The sequence below is a fragment of the Rhizobium sp. RCC_161_2 genome (assembly GCF_041355235.1).
Lineage (GTDB): Bacteria > Pseudomonadota > Alphaproteobacteria > Rhizobiales > Rhizobiaceae > Rhizobium.
In genome coordinates, this window is the sequence record NZ_JBFUPL010000001.1 from 215,053 (window position 1) to 233,252 (window position 18,200).

Here is an 18,200-nt window from a genome sequence, read left to right on the forward strand (position 1 = left end):
CGGCGGGACATTTGCTCGGCCGTACATGCCACAGATGACTACCCAGAATCGCGCGGCCGATCTATCGCCGAGCGCGAGCATCGGCCATCATTGATGATAGAAATATCCGTGCAATGAGGAGATTCCATCATTTTCGGCTAGATGTTTTCCGAGATGAAAATATCGAAGGGCAGGAAGGATTGCCCCGGCATGGCCGCTTCGCCGCGCTCGACGGCGCCGATCATCAGGCTAAACAGCTCTTTGCAGAGCGAGGGGAGTGGCGTACCGATCACCATGGTGACGACATCATCCGCAAGCGCCGCCTTCGACTCCGGCGTCAGTTCGTTGACGACGACGACCAGCTTACCGGCAAGCCCTTCCTCACGGATGGCGGAAATCGCGCCCTCCATGCCGCCTCCGCAAACATAGAAACCGATGAGATCGGGATGTTTCTGCAAGAGGTTCAATGTTGCCTCATGGGTGATTTCCGCGGTGTCGAGATTGATCAGCGTATCCAGCACCTCGAAATCGGGCGCATTCTCGCGAAAATAAGAGCGAAAGCCGATCTCGCGCAGTTCATGGCCGTGAAAACGATGGCTGCCGACGAAGCAGGCGACCTTGCCCGGGCGATCCGCCGACTTGGCGATGGTCCAGGCGGCCGTGCGCCCGACCTTGCGATTATCGACGCCGATGTAGGTTTCGCGCACGCCCGTCGCGAAGTCGGATAGGAGCGAAAAGACGGGGATCCCTTTTTCCTTCAGTTCCTCAATTGCGGTGGTAACCGCCGGATAATCGGGTGCGACAAGCGCAACGGCCTGTGTCCGGGCAGCCATGGCTTTCAGCTTCTCGACGATCGCCGTCGGCGTCGATGCAGCGACAAAATCAACCTGCGCGTGGACGCGAGCGGTGGTGACCGTCTGTCCCGTCGCAGCAATCTCCTTGGCGAAGGCCTGGTAGAAGGGCTGCGACGGCTTCTGCAACACGAAGCCCAGCCGGTATTGCGGCAGGTCCTCGAAAACGCGTTGCCGCAGCAGGCCCACCGCATGATAGCCGATCGATTGCGCAGCCTCATAGACGCGCCGGGCCGTTTCCTCCCGGACGCGATGTCGCCCGTTGAGTACGCGATCGATCGTCGCGACGCTGACGCCGGATGCTTTTGCGAGGTCGGAGATGGTGGGGCGGCGCATATCGGCTCCTGAGGTGTTCTATCAATAATGAAATGCTAGAATGATTGCTTTTGATAGATTCCATCATTCCTGCATTGAGGCAAGAAAAAACTAGGCCTATCCTTCTCGGCATGAGGTGCGGCGCGCTGTTTTTGCGTATCGCGGGAGGAAGAGATGACTGAGAGAATCAAACGCGATTACAGCTTGCTTGGCCCGAGCGGCAAGCGGGCCGTCGAAACCGGGCTGGCGGCGGCGGAATGGTATCACACGGAGATCCCCCGCAAGGAGATGAAGGCGCTGATGCAGCGCTCCGACAAGGTCGCCATTCGCGACACGACCATCTGGCTGGGCAGCATGGCGGTCCTCGCCGGGCTCGGCATCTATTTCTGGGGCTCGTGGCTCTCGGTTCCCTTCTTCCTGGCGTACGGCGTGCTCTACGGTTCCGCCTCCGACAGCCGCTGGCACGAATGTGGCCATGGCACGGCTTTCAAGACCCGCTGGATGAATGACGCGGTCTATCAGATCGCCTGCTTCATGATCATGCGCAATCCGGTGACCTGGCGCTGGAGCCATACGCGACACCACACCGATACCGTCATCGTCGGCCGTGATCCGGAAATTGCCGTCATGCGGCCGCCGGATCTCCTGCGCCTGGTTCTAAATTTCTTCGGTATTCTAGATGCGGCCTATGGCATGCTGGATATGATCCGCAATGCCGCCGGTATCGTCAGTGCCGAGGAAAAGACCTTCATTCCCGAACAGGAGCAGCCGAAGGCGATCCGTATCGCCCGCATCTGGGCCGCTATCTACGCCCTGACCATTGCAGCGGCTATTTATACAGGCTCGATCCTGCCGCTGGTGCTGATCGGCCTGCCGCGGCTCTATGGCGCCTGGCATCATGTGCTGACCGGCCTGCTACAGCATGGCGGGCTTGCGGACAATGTCATCGACCACCGGCTGAACAGCCGCACGGTGCTGATGAATCCGATCAGCCGCTTCATCTATTGGAACATGAACTATCATGTCGAGCATCACATGTTTCCGATGGTACCCTATCATGCGCTGCCGAAGCTGCATGCGATGATCAAGCACGACCTTCCACAGCCTAATCCGTCCATCTGGTCGGGTTATCGCGAAATGATCCCGGCTTTTCTTCGCCAGCTTCGCAATGAGGATTATTTCCTGAAGCGCGAGCTGCCGCCGACGGCGCGGCCCTATCGGGAAGAATTCCACGGTGCATTGCCCGAAGCGGCACAATAACCGGCAGAGAACTACAAACAGGGAGGCAAGAATGAGCGACAACTGGATCGAGGTCTGCGCGGCCGATGCGATAGACGAAGAGGATGTAATGCGCTTCGATCATGGCGGACGGACTTTCGCCATTTATCGCAGTCCGGAAGACGATTACTTCGCCACCGATGGTCTCTGCACACATGAGCAGATCCATCTGGCCGACGGGCTGGTCATGGATAACATCATCGAATGTCCAAAGCACAATGGTCGTTTCGACTACCGGACCGGGGAAGCCAAGGGTGCGCCCGTCTGCGTCAACCTCAAGACCTATCCGGTCAAGGTTGAAGGCGGCACCGTCTTCATTGCGGTGTAAGGAGAAAGCCATGCCGCATTTTGTTATCGTCGGGGCAGGGGAATGCGGCGCGCGCGCCGCCTTTGCGCTGAGAGAAAAGGGCTTTGAAGGCGACATCACCCTGATCGGCACTGAACCCGTCGCACCCTACGAGCGCCCGCCGCTCTCGAAGGATGGTCTTGCCCACGCAGCCGAACCGAAATTCGTGGCCGCATGGGAGCGTTACGCCGAACAGCGCATCGACTTGCGGCTGGCAACAGATGTGATCGATATCGATCCGGTTGGCAAGGCGGTCACGCTCGCTGACGGCGAAGAGCTTAGCTATGACAAATCGCTGCTGGCAACAGGGGCATCCGCACGCGCCTTTCCCGGTATTGCGGGAGCTGGCGAACGTATTCGTGTGCTTCGCACACACACTGACGCTTGCGTCTTGCGATCGGCGCTCCATCCCGGCCAACACATCGCCATCATCGGCGGCGGTTTCATCGGTCTCGAACTGGCGGCCACGGCGCGCAAGCTTGGCGCGGCGGCTACTGTCATCGAGGGCCTGCCGCGCGTCCTCGAACGAGGCGTGCCGGAGGAGATTGCCGAGGTGATAGCAGAGCGCCATCGGCAGGAAGGCGTCGATATAAGCTGCGGCGAGACTATTGTTGCCGTCGAGGAGGGAGCGGATAGCGCGGTTATCCACCTGGCAGGCGGCAAGACCATTTCCGCCGATTTCGTCCTGGTCGGCATCGGCGCCTTGCCGAATGTCGCGCTGGCAGAAAAAGCGGGCCTTTTGATCAACAACGGCATTGCCGTCAACGAGTGGCTGGAGACGTCCGAGGCCGATATTTTTGCGGCCGGAGATTGCTGCTCTTTCCCGCTGGCGCTTTATGGCGGGCGGCGGGTGCGGCTGGAGTCCTGGCGCAATGCGCAGGAACAGGGAACGCTGGCCGCGGGCAACATGCTCGGCGAAGGGAACAGCATTTCCGCCGTGCCCTGGTTCTGGTCCGATCAATATGATCTGACCTTGCAGATCGCCGGCCTCGCCGACGGGGCGACGAGAATGCTCAGGCGCGATCTCTCCGACGGGGCTTTCATCCTCTTTCATCTCGATGATACCGGGCGGCTTCTTGCGGCGAGCGGCATCGGCCATGGCAACGCGGTTGCCCGCGATATCCGCCTTGCCGAAATGCTGATCGCCGCCCGCGCGCACCCAGATCCCGAGGCGCTGACGGCGAGCCATATCAAACTGAAATCGCTTCTGGCCGCCTGACCCGAACCCAAGCACCCGGACTACCCTTGACGAACGGCTCGGAACGGCAAACTCTCTCCATGCAATCATCAGGGGGATACGATGAAGATTCTCGGCATATCGGGTAGCCTCCGCAAGGGCTCCTTCAACACGGCGCTGCTGCATGCCGCTGTCGAACTGGCGCCGGCGGGTGTTGAGTTCATCGCGGCGACCATCCATGGCGTGCCACTTTACGATGCTGATCTCGAGACGGCCGAAGGCATTCCGGAGAAGGTGACCGAGCTGAAGGAACTGGCGGCCGCCGCTGACGGCTTGATTCTGTTCACGCCCGAATACAACAACTCGCTTCCCGGCGTCTTCAAGAACGCCATCGATTGGATGAGCCGGCCGTCGGACGATATTGCCCGCATTTTCAAGGCAAAGCCTGTCGCCATCCTCGGTGCCTCGCCCGGCAATTTCGGGACGATCCTCAGCCAGAATGCCTGGCTGCCGGTGCTGCGAACGCTTGGCACCAATCCCTGGTTCGGTGGGCGGCTGATGGTCTCACGCGCCGGCAGCGTTTTCGATGCGGAGGGTAAAATTATCGACGAGAAAGTGAAGCATAACCTCGCCGCTTTCATCGAGGGATTTTCTGCCTTTGTCGAGGGCACGAAAAACACCTGATCCGCGCATTTCGTGTGTGGAGACCATTTCCAAAGCCTATGATTGAAAGATCGGATGGCCTATTGTCGTTGGCAGCGTCGAGTCAGCCAGGCGCTCCCGGGGCCGCATACAATCTTCCTTTGAGCCGAAATGAAATCCAACACTGCCGGTTATGTCTTCACGCTGTTGGCGATCAGCATATTCGCCATTCAGGACGGCATCTCCAAACATCTGGTCAGCGCCTATCCGCCGCTCTTCGTGGCGATGATACGCTATTGGGGCTTCATGCTGTTTGCGATTGCTTTGGCGGCTCGATCGCCGGGCGGATTGCGTGCGGCTATCCATACAAAGAAGCCCGGCCTGCAGATCATTCGAGGGCTTCTGCTCGCCTTGCAGATCGTCATCGCCATTTCGTCCTTCGTCATGGTCGGTCTTGCGCATTCGCAGGCGATATTCTCGTCGGGACCGCTGATGGTGGCGCTGTTGTCCGTGCCGATCCTCGGCGAGAAGGTCGGCTGGCGGCGCTGGCTGGCGATCTCGATCGGTTTCATCGGCGTGCTACTGATTTTGAAGCCAGAAAGCGGCGTCTTCGATATCCGCTTCCTGGTGCCGCTCGCGGGCGCCCTGGTGTTTTCGCTCTATGTCGTGAGCACCCGCTATGTCAGCCGCACGGATTCGTCGATGACGAGCTTTTTCTATACAGGCGTCGTCGGCGCGGTCGCGATGAGCACGATCGGTCCGTTTTTCTGGGCGCCGATGTTACCGCATGACTGGGTCTTCATGGGCCTGCTCTGCCTTACCGGCATGACGAGCCACTATTTCCTCATCCGCGCCTATGATCTTCTCGACGCGGTGGTCATCCAGCCGCTCACCTATCTGCAGCTCGTCTTCTCCGCAATCATTGGTGTTGCGATCTTCGGCGAGACGCTCGGGATCAATATGATCATCGGGGCCGTCATCGTCGTCGGCGCGGGCATCTTCACGATCTGGCGTGAAAATGCCCTGGCCAAGTCACGGTCGAAGGGTGCTGGTCGGTAGAGGCTTTTACGCGTCTACCTGAGTCTTCGGATGGTCTTCGGTGTAGTAGCTGACATACTTCTGCCGGTAGCGTTCGGTGGCGCCGAACTCGCTATAGCGTGCCAGTTCCGACATGTCGGTCTTGTTGAGGATAACGCCGAGGACGCGCGAGTTGATCTGCGGCTCCTGTTCCAGCAAATCCCTGACAAGACTGGTCGGCGTCGCGCCCCATTCGGCAACGAGCAGGAAGGCGTCAACCTGCGGTGCGAAAGCCTTGGCGTCGATGACCGGTCCGAGCGGCGCAAGGTCGACGACGATATAGTCGAACATCTTCCGTGCATTCTCCATCAGGTTCATCATGCCCTGCGAGGATAGAAGCTCGCTGGTGTGGAGCAGATGATCGCGCAGTACCACCGGCAGGATGGCAAGCTTGGTGCGCGGATCGACCTTGACGGCGCTTGCCCAGGGGACTTCGCCGAGTGCTGCCTCGATAAGTCCAACTTGCGGCGGCGTCCTCAGCGTGCGGCTCAAGCCCGGATTACGCAAGTCGGCGTCGATCAGCAGCGTGCGCTTGCCGCTGCTGGCGAGCAGGGCGGCAAAATTAGCGGCCGTCGTCGACTTGCCTTCGCCGGGCAGCGCCGAGACGACACCGATCACTCGGTCGGCGCGTCCCTGCAGCATGACATCGCTGGCAAGCTTGGCGTTTCGCAGCGTCTCGGCGAACATCGAACGCGGCGCCTCGACGGAGACACGCATGATGCGTTCGAAGGCCACACCGTTTTCGCCCTCTTCGGCCGCGGCCGTCGCCATTGCCGGCACCGGACCTGTCTTGCTCTTGCGACCATTCTTCTTCTTCGGGAAGCCCTGTTGGCCAAGCAATGGCAGGTAGCCCAGGAATTTGAGCCCGAGCGCTGCACGCACATCGGCCTCGACGCGGAAAAAGCGATCCCGGAATTCCTGGAATGCGGCGAAAGCGCCACCGGCCATCAAGCCGAGAATGATCGAAAGCGCCATGACGAGCGTCTTCTTCGGGCTCGACGGCGCGGTCGGAACGCCAGCCGCGGATATGACGCGCGCCTTGGCGATCGGGAAGGAGCGCTGTTGCGCCGCGGCCTCGAAGCGGCCCAGATAGGATTCATACAGCGTCTTCAGCGCCGTCGCCTTCTGGTTCAGTTCGTTGAGCTGCACCAGGGACTTGTTGGCCTCCGAGTTCTTGCCAACCATGCCCTCGATGCTGTCACGCAGCGATGACGCGCGCGATTGCGCTACGTCATACTCGTTCTTGTAGCTCGCCGTCAGCTGCTGGAGTTCCTCATAGATCTGACGGGTGATATCCTGACGCTCCGCCTTCAGAGCCACGGCCTGGGGATGATCGGCACCGAAATTCTGCGTCACATCCTGTTCGCGCTTCTGCACGGCGAGATAGCGGGTCTTCAGGTCCTGTAAGCCACTGTTGCCGGACTGGCTGGACGAGATCGTCGCGTTCTTCACCGCATTGTCCGGTCCTTGGTCGATGATCGACTTGTACTGGTTATAGCGGGCGGAGGCGCTGGCGGTGTCGGCCTGGGCAATGATCAGCTGCTTGTTCAGATCGGAAATCTGCTGCTCCGACATCAGCTCGCCGCCTGTCGAGGTCAGGCCATTGTCGGCCTTGTACTTCTCGACTTCGAGCGATGCCATCTGCGCGCGCTGGCGCAGGTCGTTGAGCCGTTCCTGTAGCCAGACGGACGCGCGCTCGGTCGCATCGAAATTGGCGTTGAGCTGATCGGTCAGATAGGAGTCGGCATAGGCGCTGGTGATCTTTGCCGCCAGCAGCGGATCGGTCGAGCTGAAGGACACCAGAACGACGGAACTGCGGGTGACGCGCTCGACCTTGAGAGCATTCTGCAGCATGGCTGCAATCTGTTGACGTTTCGCCTCGCGTGCTTCCGCAGGCGTCAAGGGGGGCTTGGCGGGTTTGAAGACGCTGGCAATCAGCGTCACGCCGGACTTGATTAAAGCGACTGGCGACTGCGGCGGATTGGCGAACGCGTCATTGTCGATGAGACCGGCCGTATCGACAACGCGCAATGCCATCTCGTTGGATTTCAGGATTTCGACGGCGCTGGCAATATCCATGTCAGCCTGCTGGCCGCTGGTCGGCGGCGGCTGGTCCTCCGCGTATTTGGTCATGGTTTCATCGAGCAATATCTGCGTCGCTGACGTATAGTTCGGTGTGGCGAACAGCAGATAGGCGACCGCCAGCGCAACGAAGACGGCCACGCCGAGCATGATGGTGCGGATGCGGCGGATCACCACCGCCATCAGGCGATCGAGGTCAATGAAGCCATCCTGCTCCTCCGTTTTGGGGGTAGCGCTGTGGAAAGTGAAATTCTTCTGATGCATGGCGACCACCTTGTCGGAGAAGCCTAATTGAATGACGGCTCGGGGCCTGCGGCCGCCAGGGCCGCAGGCGGAAGGGTGTTGGTTTAAGCTGCGTTCATCTGCGCTTCGTGCGAGAGAACCAGGTTTCGGATCGAGTCATAGACGAGACCACCAATATCGGCGCGCGCGAGCGCGAAGGCGACGTTCGCCTCGATGAAGCCTTGCTTCGATCCGCAATCGTAAGTCCGTCCATTATAGGCCTGAGCATGGAACCCCTGTGTTTCAGACAGGCGCAGCATGCCGTCGGTGAGTTGGATTTCATTACCGGCGCCGCGCTCTTGCCGGGCCAGGATATCGAAGATTTCGGGCTGTAGAATATAACGACCATTAAGGTAAAAGTTAGAAGGCGCTTCCGAAGGATGCGGCTTTTCAACCATTTTGGTCACACCGAAGCCATGGCGAACCGGCGCTCCCCTGCCGATAATGCCGTAGCTCGACGTTTCTTCCGGTGAGCATTCCTCGACACCGACGACATTGCCGCCGACTTCGTTATAGAGATCCATCAGCCCGGCGGTGCAGCCTCGCAGGCCATGGCAGACCATGTCGGGCAATAGCAGCGCGAAGGGTTCGTTGCCGATCAGGTCGCGAGCGCACCAGACGGCGTGACCGAGGCCCAGCGGCGCCTGCTGGCGGGTGAAGCTGACGGAGCCGGCGCGCGGAAGAAGGCGCTCCAGTTCGGAAACCTGCTTTGTCTTGCCTGCCCTGTTCAGCGAGGAAATCAGCTCCGGCGTGTCGTCGAAATGATCTTCGATCGACGTCTTGTTGCGGCTGGTGACGAAGACGATGTGCTCGATGCCGGCTTCGATGGCTTCATCGACGGCATACTGCACCACCGGACGATCGACGATCGTCAGCATTTCCTTCGGCATTGCCTTGGTGGCGGGCAGAAAACGGGTTCCGTTGCCGGCAACCGGAATGACTGCTTTTCTCACAGGAAGCTTACGGTCCATGGCTCTATCCTTTGTTAGAGTGAGGGCCTGCGCCCAAACTGGGGAGGGAGGAGGAGATTTGCGGGGCCGCCGCCACTTCACCGCCCGTCAGGACGGCCGTTTCGCCACGACCCCGAAGAGAGGTGGCGAGACGTCGAAAGCGAGCTGCAATCGGCATGCGCAGGTGGAGAGTCGCGCGTGGATTGCGGCATGCAATCTTCAGCGCGGCCGGTAGGGCGCCATCCTTGAGGCTGTCGATCAGCATCAGGAAGGACAGTACGTCCTTCAGGTTCCGCGTCCGTCGCCGCTGTGCGGCGAGGGCGGCGGCACCAAAAGGATGTTCGGCAAAAAACTTGGCATCGGCGGCGATCATCGCCTCGACATGCTGCTGCTTCAGCACCCGCGAGATCGAACCGTCGCGGATGTAATAGAGGTAGCCTGCGGTCGGCTCGACCGCGCAGACGCCGCCCCTGGCCAGGGCTGAGGCAAGAAAGATGTAGTCCTCGCCGATCCGGAGGGTTTCTTCGAAGCGCAGATGATGTTTTTCCAGGAAAGCCCGCTCGAAGACCGGCTTTGTGTAGCCGAGATTATGCTCGGACTGGAAAATCATGTTCGACGTGATGAATTTCGCGAGCGTCAGCAAGGGTATGCGCGCAAGCATGGCTTCGGGGAACATGGTGCCGACGGCCTCGTTCTCGCCCCGGATGACATCGAGATTGTCGATCACGACCTGCGCCTCGGCCTTTTCGGCCCGAGCAATCAACCGCGCCGTGCGGTCGGGGCGGAGCGCATCGTCGGAATCGAGCACGGCCACCCAGCGGCCGCGCGCCGCATCCAGTCCGGCATTGCGCGCCGCACCTGGGCCTCCGTTATGGGGCATGGCAACAAGGCGCACACGCGGGTCCGGGTGATTGCGGACGATATCCGGGGTGCTGTCACTGGAGCAATCGTCGACCACGATAACCTCCATGCTGACTGCACCCTGCGCCAGCGCGCTGTCGATGGCGCGCTCGAGCGTCTCCTCGGCATTGTAGGCTGCGATGACGAAACTGACATCAGGGATGAAATCCGTCATTGCGGCGCCTTCTCCAGATTTCCGTATTGCTCGATTTCACGAACGCCGAATAGGCCGCTGACGACGCCGGCATGCATGATGCCGCGCAGGCCGTAGCGATGGCGCTGTATCGGCAAGGGGGAAAGAAGCGTGGCGGCGGCAAAGCAATAGGCGGATTTGGTACCTGCAACGGCAATTGCCTTCCAACGGCCAAGGCCCGCCGCTCCCTCCAACAGCATCCGTCCATGCGTCTGTCCCATGCGGAAACGGCGCTTCGACAGCCAAGAGACCGTGGCGCGCGCGCCCGGCACGGGTTCATAGACCAAGGCATCCTCGGCAAAGGCGATGCGCCCACCCGCCTGATGCATGTGGGCGAAAAATTCCGTGTCTTCCCCGCCGCTGCGTCCGAGCGCGAGGTTGAAGCGGCGGCCGGCAAGCGAGGGCGCCTTGCGTCGCAAAAGCACATTGCAGGTGTAGCCGGTGCGGATATCGCCCGCGACCCAGACTGGTAGGGTTGAATGGAAATCGCCACGGCTCATCCAGCCCGGCGCCACGTTCGCATAGACGGCGCGCACAGGTCCCAAGACCGCGTCGGCTCCGGTCGTATCCGCCGCCACCAGAAGTTCCGTCAGCCAATCCTTCGATGCCGTCTCGTCATCGTCGATGAAAGCGACGAAATCGCCGTTCGCATGCTCCAGGCAGGCATTGCGGGCAATGGAAATGTTCGAGGCCGGGCAATGCACATAGGCGATCTCGAAGGGTACGGCAGAGCGCATGGCCTCGACCCGATCACGCGCGCTCGGTGTCACGTCGTTGTCGGCAACGATAATGCGGACGAGGGCGCCGGTCGGCACGGTCAGGACCGCCAGCGACAGCAAGGTCTGGTCAAGCTCGGCGCGCCGATATGTGCACACCGCGATATCGATCTTTACCTGTGGGTTATCAACGCTTTGCGTCATGACACCACCTTGCGTCCGCGGAACTTCAGGACTTCCAACCAGAAGCCCATCGACCAGGCGAAATGCATGACCATGGCCGATATGGCGGCAAGCGGTCCGTAGGGATTTTTTTGGCCAAGCGCGATCCAGAAACCATAGGCGATGCAGGCAAAGGCCCAGAGGCTGACCGGGATTACCGCGATCCAGTTGAGGATAGCCAGGAAGGCGCCGATGAAGATCGGCACCACGGCCAGCGGCAGCATCTGACGAACGCTGGGCATGCTGCGATGCTTCAGGATGTTGCGCGCCCGTCCGCGACCGTAGCCGAGATACTGCCGGTACAGCGTTGGGATGCTGGCGCGCGGATAATAGGTCATTGTCGTCTTGTCGGTGAGCCAGATGCGATAGCCGGCCTTGCGCAGCCGGTAGTCGAGCTCGGCGTCCTCGTTATGGCTGAAGGTCTCGTCATAGCCGCCGACGGCGCGGAAGGCGACGACGCGCATCAGCGCATGATGACCATGATCGGCCCAATGGCCCTTGGCGCCCTCGCGATGCTTCGAGCCGCCATTGCCGAGTTTGGAGTTCTGCGCCACCGCCGTCGCCTTCTGGAAGGCGCTGAAACCCTGGGTACGCATAGCGACGACGACCGAATCCGCTTCGGTCGCGTCGGCCTCCTCGACCAGTCTCTGGCAATAATCGGCGGGGTAGTCGCCATGGGCGTCGATGCGAATGAGATAGTCGTAATCGTTGCCGAAGGTCTCGACGGCGAGATTGATCGCAGCGCTCTGCAGCCGCTTCGGATTGTCGAGCAGGAGAACGCGCTGGTCGGCCTTGGCGATCTCGTTGACGATCTCGCGCGTCCCGTCGGTGCTGCCGCCATCGGCAACCACGATCCTGGCGTCAAGCTCGTCCAGAGCGCCGCCGAGCTTGGCGATCAGCGGCTCGATATGCTTCTCTTCGTTGAGGCAGGGGATGACGATCAGGCAACGCATATGCTTGGGGTCTCCAGTTTTCATTGCAATCCACCTCTATTGCGATGCAGTTGTGGGAGTGCCTGTAATTCGGCGGTTTGCTCATTGGTGCGGGTCAGGGATGCCAGGCGCTGCACCAGGCTCTGACAGTCGGCGCGATCGGTCATCCATTGCCTGCGGTCCTGCGCGGCCACAGCGTCGAAAGCGGCGAGATAGCGTTCCTCGTTCATGTCGCTCATGAGCGTGACGAGATGGGCGGGATTCGCCTTGTCGAGCAGCAGGCCGACCTTCCGGCTCGCGAGGAACCGCGAGGTCTCCGTACCGTCCATGGCGATCGGCACGGCGCCGTATAGGCCGCCCTCGTAGAGACGGTTCGGCAGCAGCCAGCTCGAATTCAGTCCTTCTTCGAAGAAGTCGATCGCCCAGGAGAACTGTACCTCGCCATAGATCGTCGAGAGGTCCTCCGGGTTCTTATAGGGTCCCGCGAAATGCATGAAAGGTGCGTCGCGTACGATGCCATCGAAGTCGTCGAACTCCGAATAGGCCGGCCGCCCGCGCAGGACAATCTCGAAACGCCCGTCCATCCGGCGTGAAAACTCGTCGAGCAGCGCCAGCGATTTGCGGCAGCGAAGCGCGCCGAACCAGCCGATCTTCCAGGGTTCGCCCTTGGCCGGCAATCGGGGAGAGGGAGCAGCGGTATCATCGAGGCCATCGAGCGCCAGGACCTTGTTTTCCAGAAGCACGATCGGCAGATCGAGGCCGGAACGAGGCCGGAAATAGCGTTCGACGAAAGCAGGCGAACTGGTGAGCAACAGCGCGGCATCCACACCGAAATACCGCTCTACACCACGGAGGGCGCCGCCCAGAGCATCCTTGCGCAGCAGCAGCCTGTGAATGTCCAGACACTCGTAGACGACAGGCATTTCGCCGCCGAAGATCGATCGCGCGCGCTTGGCCAAGGCCAGCATTTCAAGATTGCGGCCGATAATCACATCCGGCTTTGGGATCGAACGCAACAAGCCGCGCAGTTTCAGCGCGGATTTTGCAACGGCCGCGATACGATGCGTGAACTGCGCGTCGCGCGTCCGTCCAAGTTCGATCGGTTCGATACCGTGCACGGCCGCCAGCGCGTTAGCGTCACGCCGGAAGCCCGCCAATGTCACTCGTGCTCCGCCCGCCTGCAGCATCAACACCCGCCGGCGGACGGCAGGGTCGGCAAGATCGTGGACGAAGTAGAGAATATGCAGCATTCAGACTTCCGTTTTCGTGCCCGGCCGGAGCCCAGCGTTTCGTTGGTGTCGCATCACAGCGTTTTGCCCGACCGCGAAAGTTACTTCGCAGCCGGACTGTTTCAGTTCAGCTTGCAGGCGATCGATTCTGGGAACTGGCACTTGTCGCCTTCCGCGGTGAAGGCGACGCGCTTGATCTGCATGGTCGCCGGGCTGCCGCCATAGGCGAACTTGCCCATCCAGCCGCTCAGCGTGTCCGTGCCCCAGAGGCTGAAAAAGATTTTCTGGGCATGCGACGGTATTTTCGAAGGATCGGTGACATCCTGGACCAACTGGCCGTTCACATAATAGCGAAGCCGATCCTTCTCCCAGACGAAGGCGTAGTCGTTGAAGCCCTGATCGGCGCCGCCGTGGACCGGAACCAGTTTCTCGTTACCGCCCTTGGCGGCTATGTACTGATTGACCTGGACTTGCCCTGCATTCTTGCCGAGAACCTCGAAGTCGATCTCGTCATGCGGCCGCTTGTCAGTCGGGCCGATATAGGTGAAGAACGCCGAATTGAGACCGGGGCCAGTTGCTGTGCGGTAGCGGGCCTCGTAGGTGCCGTAACCAAAACGCTTGGTCGTCTGAATCTCGCCGCAGGCATAGTCGCGTTGACCGGTCTTGCCCTGAGTGAATTGAAGCTGCAGCGCGCCGCCTTCCAGGCTGACCTGCTTCTTCGACCAGGTGCAATTCTGGTGCGGACCATTGTTCCAGCCATCCGAAATGTACCAGCGGCTGCTGTCGATCCTGTCGAAATTATCGACGAAGGAGGTGCCGTTCGGCTGGTCTTCCTGCGCGGAAACCACGCCAGGAACAAGACCGGCACTCAAGATGGCCAGTGAGGCAAGGCCCAGTGAAACAAGGCTAAGTTTGCGCGGGTGGGCGGTTTGTTTCGTCATGTGTCACCTTTGCTCGGAAGTCGCCCGCCGACGACCGGCGATTGCCGGAGTTTCGGCACGTTGCCGCGTTCGGCTGCCGGTCAGCAGGTTGTAGAGGGAGGGCAGGGCGGAGCGTGCCACGCCGTTGGTCAGGGGCAGCACCATCAAGGCGATGGCGGATGCCAATAGATAGAAAATCGGATAGATCTCACTGCCGCCGCGGCTCCAGAGAACCCAAAGGCAGAACAGCAGCGGGAAATGGGCGCAGAATACCCAGAAACTCAGGCCGCCGGTTCCCGCCAAAGTCTGGCCGACCCGGCTCTTGATGAGGATCGCCGACAGCGCCCAGAAACCGGGAATGCCGACGAGTACCATGAGGTTGCGGCCAATTTCGAACCACAATGGAAGATCGGGACCCGTGAGGTAGGCAGCTGTGGCCAAGAGTGCCGCCAGGGCAACGAAGGCGGGTCCGATCACCGCGGCATACCGGTCAATGATCGTCAGGTCGATATGGTAGAGGCTGAGATAGATGCCGAAGCCGAAGCTGAAGAGAATGGAATTTCGAAGCACGATGCCGAGCGGGATCGGCAATGCCGCCAGCAGCAGCAAGCCCACCAGCGTTGGCAGCGGAAAGCGGCTGATCAGCATCGCCAGCAATGGCGACAGCAGGATGCAGACGAAGAGATCGCGCAGGAAATAGAGTGGCAGGTTCACCGGAGTGCCTTCGATGGCGAAGAGGAGCGTCAAAAGCGTGCGCGGGCTGGCATTTGAAATATCCGGCAGAAAGCCGTCGCCGATGCCGAAGTTCTGCAGGATCAGTACGAACAGAAAGAAGGCGCTATTCCACAACAAAAACGGCAGCAGAACGGTCTTCGCTTTGCGCCGAATGGTCTTGCCATAGTCGAGCTTTACCGTGCCGTGACGGAAAAGAAGATAGCCGGAAATGGCGCTGAGGCAGGGAACGCCGACGCGAAAGAGACTATCGCGCAGGAAGACCCGGAACCAATCGAAGAGCCCATAGGAACCGTTAAACGGGCTGGAATCCGTATCGAATGGGATATGCACAAATATGATGCCCGTGATGAGCACGATGCGCATGAGATTTATCCGCGAAGACACGTTGGCAGTCACATTCACGATGTCCGTCACCCCTTTTCCAGGTCGCCCCCCCTTGCGACCGTTTCAACCAGAGCAGACCAGAGCCCACACGCCTAACCTAGGGCGATCTCACGAAAAGAAATATGGCAGTGCAGCAAAAAACAAGTGTTAATAGGCTTCAACGGCCCCAATTTGGGGGCAAAAATGATGGCGAAACACGCGATTCGGCAGGTCGATATTTGTAGAAGTCTCTGGTATTAAAAGGATTTAAGTACGCTGAAATAATTCGTGAAACGATCCGTGCCCCTATGAGGCACCAACATCATTTTTTTCGCAATAGGTGAACATTTTTTTGCACCGCCACAGAATCCGTGAGTAAACGTGATCAGAATGCGGCAGCGATGCAAGTTCTCTAAGAAAGTCCGGCAGAATCATTCAGCTGCAGGTTGTGTGGCCGCCTTGGGCATTCGGCGAGAACGAACGAGTTCCAGGATTTTGCGCACTAGTGCCTTCTCCGTCAGCAGGACGAAAGCGAGGTAGATCGCGCCGCCCACCACCGAGCCCACGATGATCTGCAGCACGGCACTCGGCATCGCCACCTTCAGATGGTCCAGCATGAAGCGAACGATAAGCGCCATGATGAGTGCGGTGATCATCGGCCGGTTGCTGATATAAAGTCCCTGGAGAAACGGCGTGCCGTCGGCACGAAAGACCGCCCAGGAATAAAAGATCAGCGTGATGACGCTGACGATGCAGAGCCAGACCATGGCGTTGATCAGATCGCCGGTCATTGCCCCATAGGCGACGGCGGCTGTGGTGACGATGGCACGGACGACAGCCGACCAGAACAGGACATTGCCGCGGCCGACACCCTTGAGATAGGGAATGAACGTACTGCAGGGCGTCAGGATGGCCTTGGAGAGCGCCAGCAGACCGAGCACCGGCCAGGCGTAGGCCCATTTCTGTCCGAACAGCACCAGCATGGCCGGCTCGGCGATGGCCCATAGCCCAAACATCATCGGCGCCAGAAGCACCGTCGTGACCTGCGTGCTCAGCATCAGGGCATCCGACCGCCGCTTGCGGTCATGCGTCATATGGCTGAAGGCCGGGAACAGCACGCCCATGACCGCCGAGAGCACGACCTGGTTCGGGATGCTGGCAAAGCGGTTGCCGGCGGAATAGGCGCCGACGTCGGCGAGGCCGAGGTAGCGGGCGATGATCACCATCGGCGACTGGAAGGTGACGAAATTGGCCATCTCCGAGCCCATCATGCCGAAAGAGAACTTCGTCAGCCCCTTGATGCGGCTGAAGGAGAAGGCGAACCGGGGGAAATAGCCGGAGACGGTGTAGAGACCGACAAGGCGAACGGTACCGGAGACGAAAAGCTGAGCGACAAGCGACCAGACGCCAAATCCGAACCAGGCCAGACCGACGGCGACCAATGCGCCGGAGGACTCTGAAATCATGCTCCAGACCGCGTCCTTACTGAAGTTCATCCGCCGCGCCAGGATCGAATAGGCCACGTCAGCGGCAAGCTGGATCGGGATCATGAAGGCCATGATGCGCAACAGGTGGGCTGCCTCCTTGGCGCCCAACAATGCTGCGAAGAAATCGGCAAAGACAAAGAGAACCACGGCCATCAGCGTCGATACGGCCAGATTCACCCAGAAAACGGAGTGAATGGTCAGCATATCCTCCTTCTCCTGGATGACGAGAGAAGAGGTGAGGCCGGCGCCGCCGATCATGGAGAGGAATTGCACGACTGTCAGGGCTACGGCCACCACACCGAATTCCTCGGGAGTCAGGATGCGTGCCAGGATGGGCACGGTCACGAATTTCAATCCAAATGTACTTGTCTTCGATAAAACGCTCCATCCGACATTGTTCGTAATCGAACGGACACTAACTGTTGAGGTCATTGCGACATCCTATCTCTTGGGAGCGGCTAAAATCAGCGACGGATATTGTCGAAAAATGCTGGCCGCGACCCTGGGAGGACGGCGCAAACTCTTTGTTGAAAAACGCAAGGCGAAAAAATGGCGTCAATTACGATTGTTATTCCCTTCTACCAGAAACAGACAGGCATTCTGCAGCGCGCATTGAGGTCGATATCTAAGCAGGTGTTTCAGGATTTCGATATCCTTATCGTCGATGATGAATCGCCGCTCTCGGCGGAAAGTGAACTTCAATCGCTCGGAGACGCCGAGCGCGCGCGCATTACGGTCATCCGCCAAGCCAATGCCGGCCCAGGCGGTGCGCGCAATACTGGCCTCGATAACGTGCCCGCCGCAAGCCGCTTTGTCGCCTTCCTCGATTCCGACGATGAATGGGCGCCGGAGCATTTGAGCAACGCTTTCGAGGCGCTGACGCGCCACGATGGCGATTGTTATTGGGACTCGATCGACGGCGGCGAGGGTTTTTCCTATCATTTCGGCATAGGTGAACTGGTGAAATCGCCCGATGCCGTGCGCCTTTCCGAAGCGCCCTTAATCATCGAAATCCCTGATATCGCCAGCGTTATGCTGAAAGACTGGAGCTTCCTGCATCTGTCTTGCATGGTGATCGCCCGGCCGCTGTTTGAAAACATCCGCTTCGAGGCCGCGCTGCGGCTGGCAGCAGAGGATGTGCTGTTCTTTTGCGACTGCATCCTGGCCGCCAGGCGGGTCTTGCTCTGCGAGGATGCCGGCGCGCTGCGCGGTGAGGGCGTCAACATCTTTCACAGCATCGACAATGACTCGCCCCAGTTCCTGCGCCAACAGTTCAACACCTGGACGGCGCTCAACACGCTGGAACAGCGCTTTTCGCGCCGACCGCAGGATATCGCGACCATTCGCTCCTGCAAAAACCGCGCCCGTCAGCAGGCATTGTGGAGTCAGGCGCGGCAGTTGCGTCGCCGTCGCCTGCCACAACTTGGGCTACTTGCGAAATGGGCATGGCGCGACCCCGTCATATTGCAGAGTGCGATGCAGCTTGCCGCGGGCAAGTTTACGCCCTAGTTTTCGCACTGCAGC

General features: G+C 59.9%; 16 protein-coding genes. 6 read left to right on the top strand and 10 right to left on the bottom strand.

Features of this window, described 5'->3' with window-relative positions:
- Positions 1-137 precede the first annotated feature (137 nt).
- Positions 138-1,166, bottom strand: coding sequence for a LacI family DNA-binding transcriptional regulator (locus tag AB6803_RS00960; RefSeq protein ID WP_371107100.1), 1,029 nt, complete (start codon positions 1,164-1,166; stop codon positions 138-140).
- Positions 1,167-1,319: 153 nt separating this feature from the next.
- Between AB6803_RS00960 and AB6803_RS00965 the strand changes: the two genes are divergently transcribed.
- The 5 genes from AB6803_RS00965 to AB6803_RS00985 all read left to right on the top strand — a co-directional run bounded on the left by AB6803_RS00965 (position 1,320) and on the right by AB6803_RS00985 (position 5,647).
- Positions 1,320-2,405, top strand: coding sequence for a fatty acid desaturase family protein (locus tag AB6803_RS00965; protein ID WP_371107101.1), 1,086 nt, complete (start codon positions 1,320-1,322; stop codon positions 2,403-2,405).
- A 31-nt stretch (positions 2,406-2,436) separates the two neighbouring features.
- Positions 2,437-2,751, top strand: coding sequence for a MocE family 2Fe-2S type ferredoxin (locus tag AB6803_RS00970; protein ID WP_371107102.1), 315 nt, complete (start codon positions 2,437-2,439; stop codon positions 2,749-2,751).
- A 10-nt stretch (positions 2,752-2,761) separates the two neighbouring features.
- A complete protein-coding gene (locus AB6803_RS00975; protein ID WP_371107103.1) occupies positions 2,762-3,988 on the top strand; it encodes an NAD(P)/FAD-dependent oxidoreductase in 1,227 nt (408 codons plus the stop codon).
- An 81-nt stretch (positions 3,989-4,069) separates the two neighbouring features.
- Positions 4,070-4,630 (top strand): NADPH-dependent FMN reductase, encoded by a 561-nt coding sequence (locus AB6803_RS00980; RefSeq protein WP_371107104.1) that lies wholly within the window; start codon positions 4,070-4,072, stop codon positions 4,628-4,630.
- Between the two features lie 129 nt (positions 4,631-4,759).
- Positions 4,760-5,647 (top strand): DMT family transporter, encoded by an 888-nt coding sequence (locus AB6803_RS00985; protein ID WP_371107105.1) that lies wholly within the window; start codon positions 4,760-4,762, stop codon positions 5,645-5,647.
- Between the two features lie 6 nt (positions 5,648-5,653).
- Here AB6803_RS00985 and AB6803_RS00990 read toward each other — a convergent pair whose 3' ends face one another.
- The 9 genes from AB6803_RS00990 to AB6803_RS01030 all read right to left on the bottom strand — a co-directional run bounded on the left by AB6803_RS00990 (position 5,654) and on the right by AB6803_RS01030 (position 17,108).
- Positions 5,654-8,011 carry a polysaccharide biosynthesis tyrosine autokinase gene (locus AB6803_RS00990; RefSeq protein ID WP_371107106.1) on the bottom strand — a complete coding sequence of 786 codons (2,358 nt, stop codon included), beginning with the start codon at positions 8,009-8,011 and terminating at the stop codon, positions 5,654-5,656.
- An 83-nt stretch (positions 8,012-8,094) separates the two neighbouring features.
- Complete coding sequence (locus AB6803_RS00995; protein ID WP_371107107.1) at positions 8,095-9,000, bottom strand: UTP--glucose-1-phosphate uridylyltransferase; 906 nt, start codon at positions 8,998-9,000, stop codon at positions 8,095-8,097.
- 4 nt (positions 9,001-9,004) lie between these two features.
- Positions 9,005-10,054 carry a glycosyltransferase family 2 protein gene (locus AB6803_RS01000; protein WP_371107108.1) on the bottom strand — a complete coding sequence of 350 codons (1,050 nt, stop codon included), beginning with the start codon at positions 10,052-10,054 and terminating at the stop codon, positions 9,005-9,007.
- Positions 10,051-10,992, bottom strand: a complete 942-nt coding sequence (locus AB6803_RS01005; RefSeq protein ID WP_371107109.1) for a glycosyltransferase family 2 protein — start codon at positions 10,990-10,992, stop codon at positions 10,051-10,053. Before AB6803_RS01005 ends, AB6803_RS01000 begins: the two co-directional genes overlap by 4 nt.
- On the bottom strand, positions 10,989-11,987 hold the full coding sequence (locus AB6803_RS01010) for a glycosyltransferase family 2 protein (protein ID WP_371107110.1): 999 nt from the start codon (positions 11,985-11,987) through the stop codon (positions 10,989-10,991). The genes AB6803_RS01005 and AB6803_RS01010 overlap by 4 nt, the downstream gene beginning before the upstream one ends.
- Positions 11,984-13,192 carry a glycosyl transferase family 1 gene (locus AB6803_RS01015; protein WP_371107111.1) on the bottom strand — a complete coding sequence of 403 codons (1,209 nt, stop codon included), beginning with the start codon at positions 13,190-13,192 and terminating at the stop codon, positions 11,984-11,986. Before AB6803_RS01015 ends, AB6803_RS01010 begins: the two co-directional genes overlap by 4 nt.
- Positions 13,193-13,293: 101 nt before the next feature.
- A complete protein-coding gene (locus tag AB6803_RS01020) occupies positions 13,294-14,112 on the bottom strand; it encodes a glycoside hydrolase family 16 protein (protein WP_371107112.1) in 819 nt (272 codons plus the stop codon).
- A gap of 3 nt (positions 14,113-14,115) precedes the next feature.
- Positions 14,116-15,189 carry an acyltransferase gene (locus tag AB6803_RS01025; protein WP_371107113.1) on the bottom strand — a complete coding sequence of 358 codons (1,074 nt, stop codon included), beginning with the start codon at positions 15,187-15,189 and terminating at the stop codon, positions 14,116-14,118.
- A gap of 431 nt (positions 15,190-15,620) precedes the next feature.
- Entirely contained in the window at positions 15,621-17,108 is a 1,488-nt protein-coding gene (locus AB6803_RS01030) for a lipopolysaccharide biosynthesis protein (protein ID WP_371107114.1), read from the bottom strand.
- 117 nt (positions 17,109-17,225) lie between these two features.
- Here AB6803_RS01030 and AB6803_RS01035 point away from each other — a divergent pair, with 117 nt between their 5' ends.
- A complete protein-coding gene (locus AB6803_RS01035) occupies positions 17,226-18,185 on the top strand; it encodes a glycosyltransferase family 2 protein (protein WP_371107115.1) in 960 nt (319 codons plus the stop codon).
- Positions 18,186-18,200: the final 15 nt, after the last annotated feature.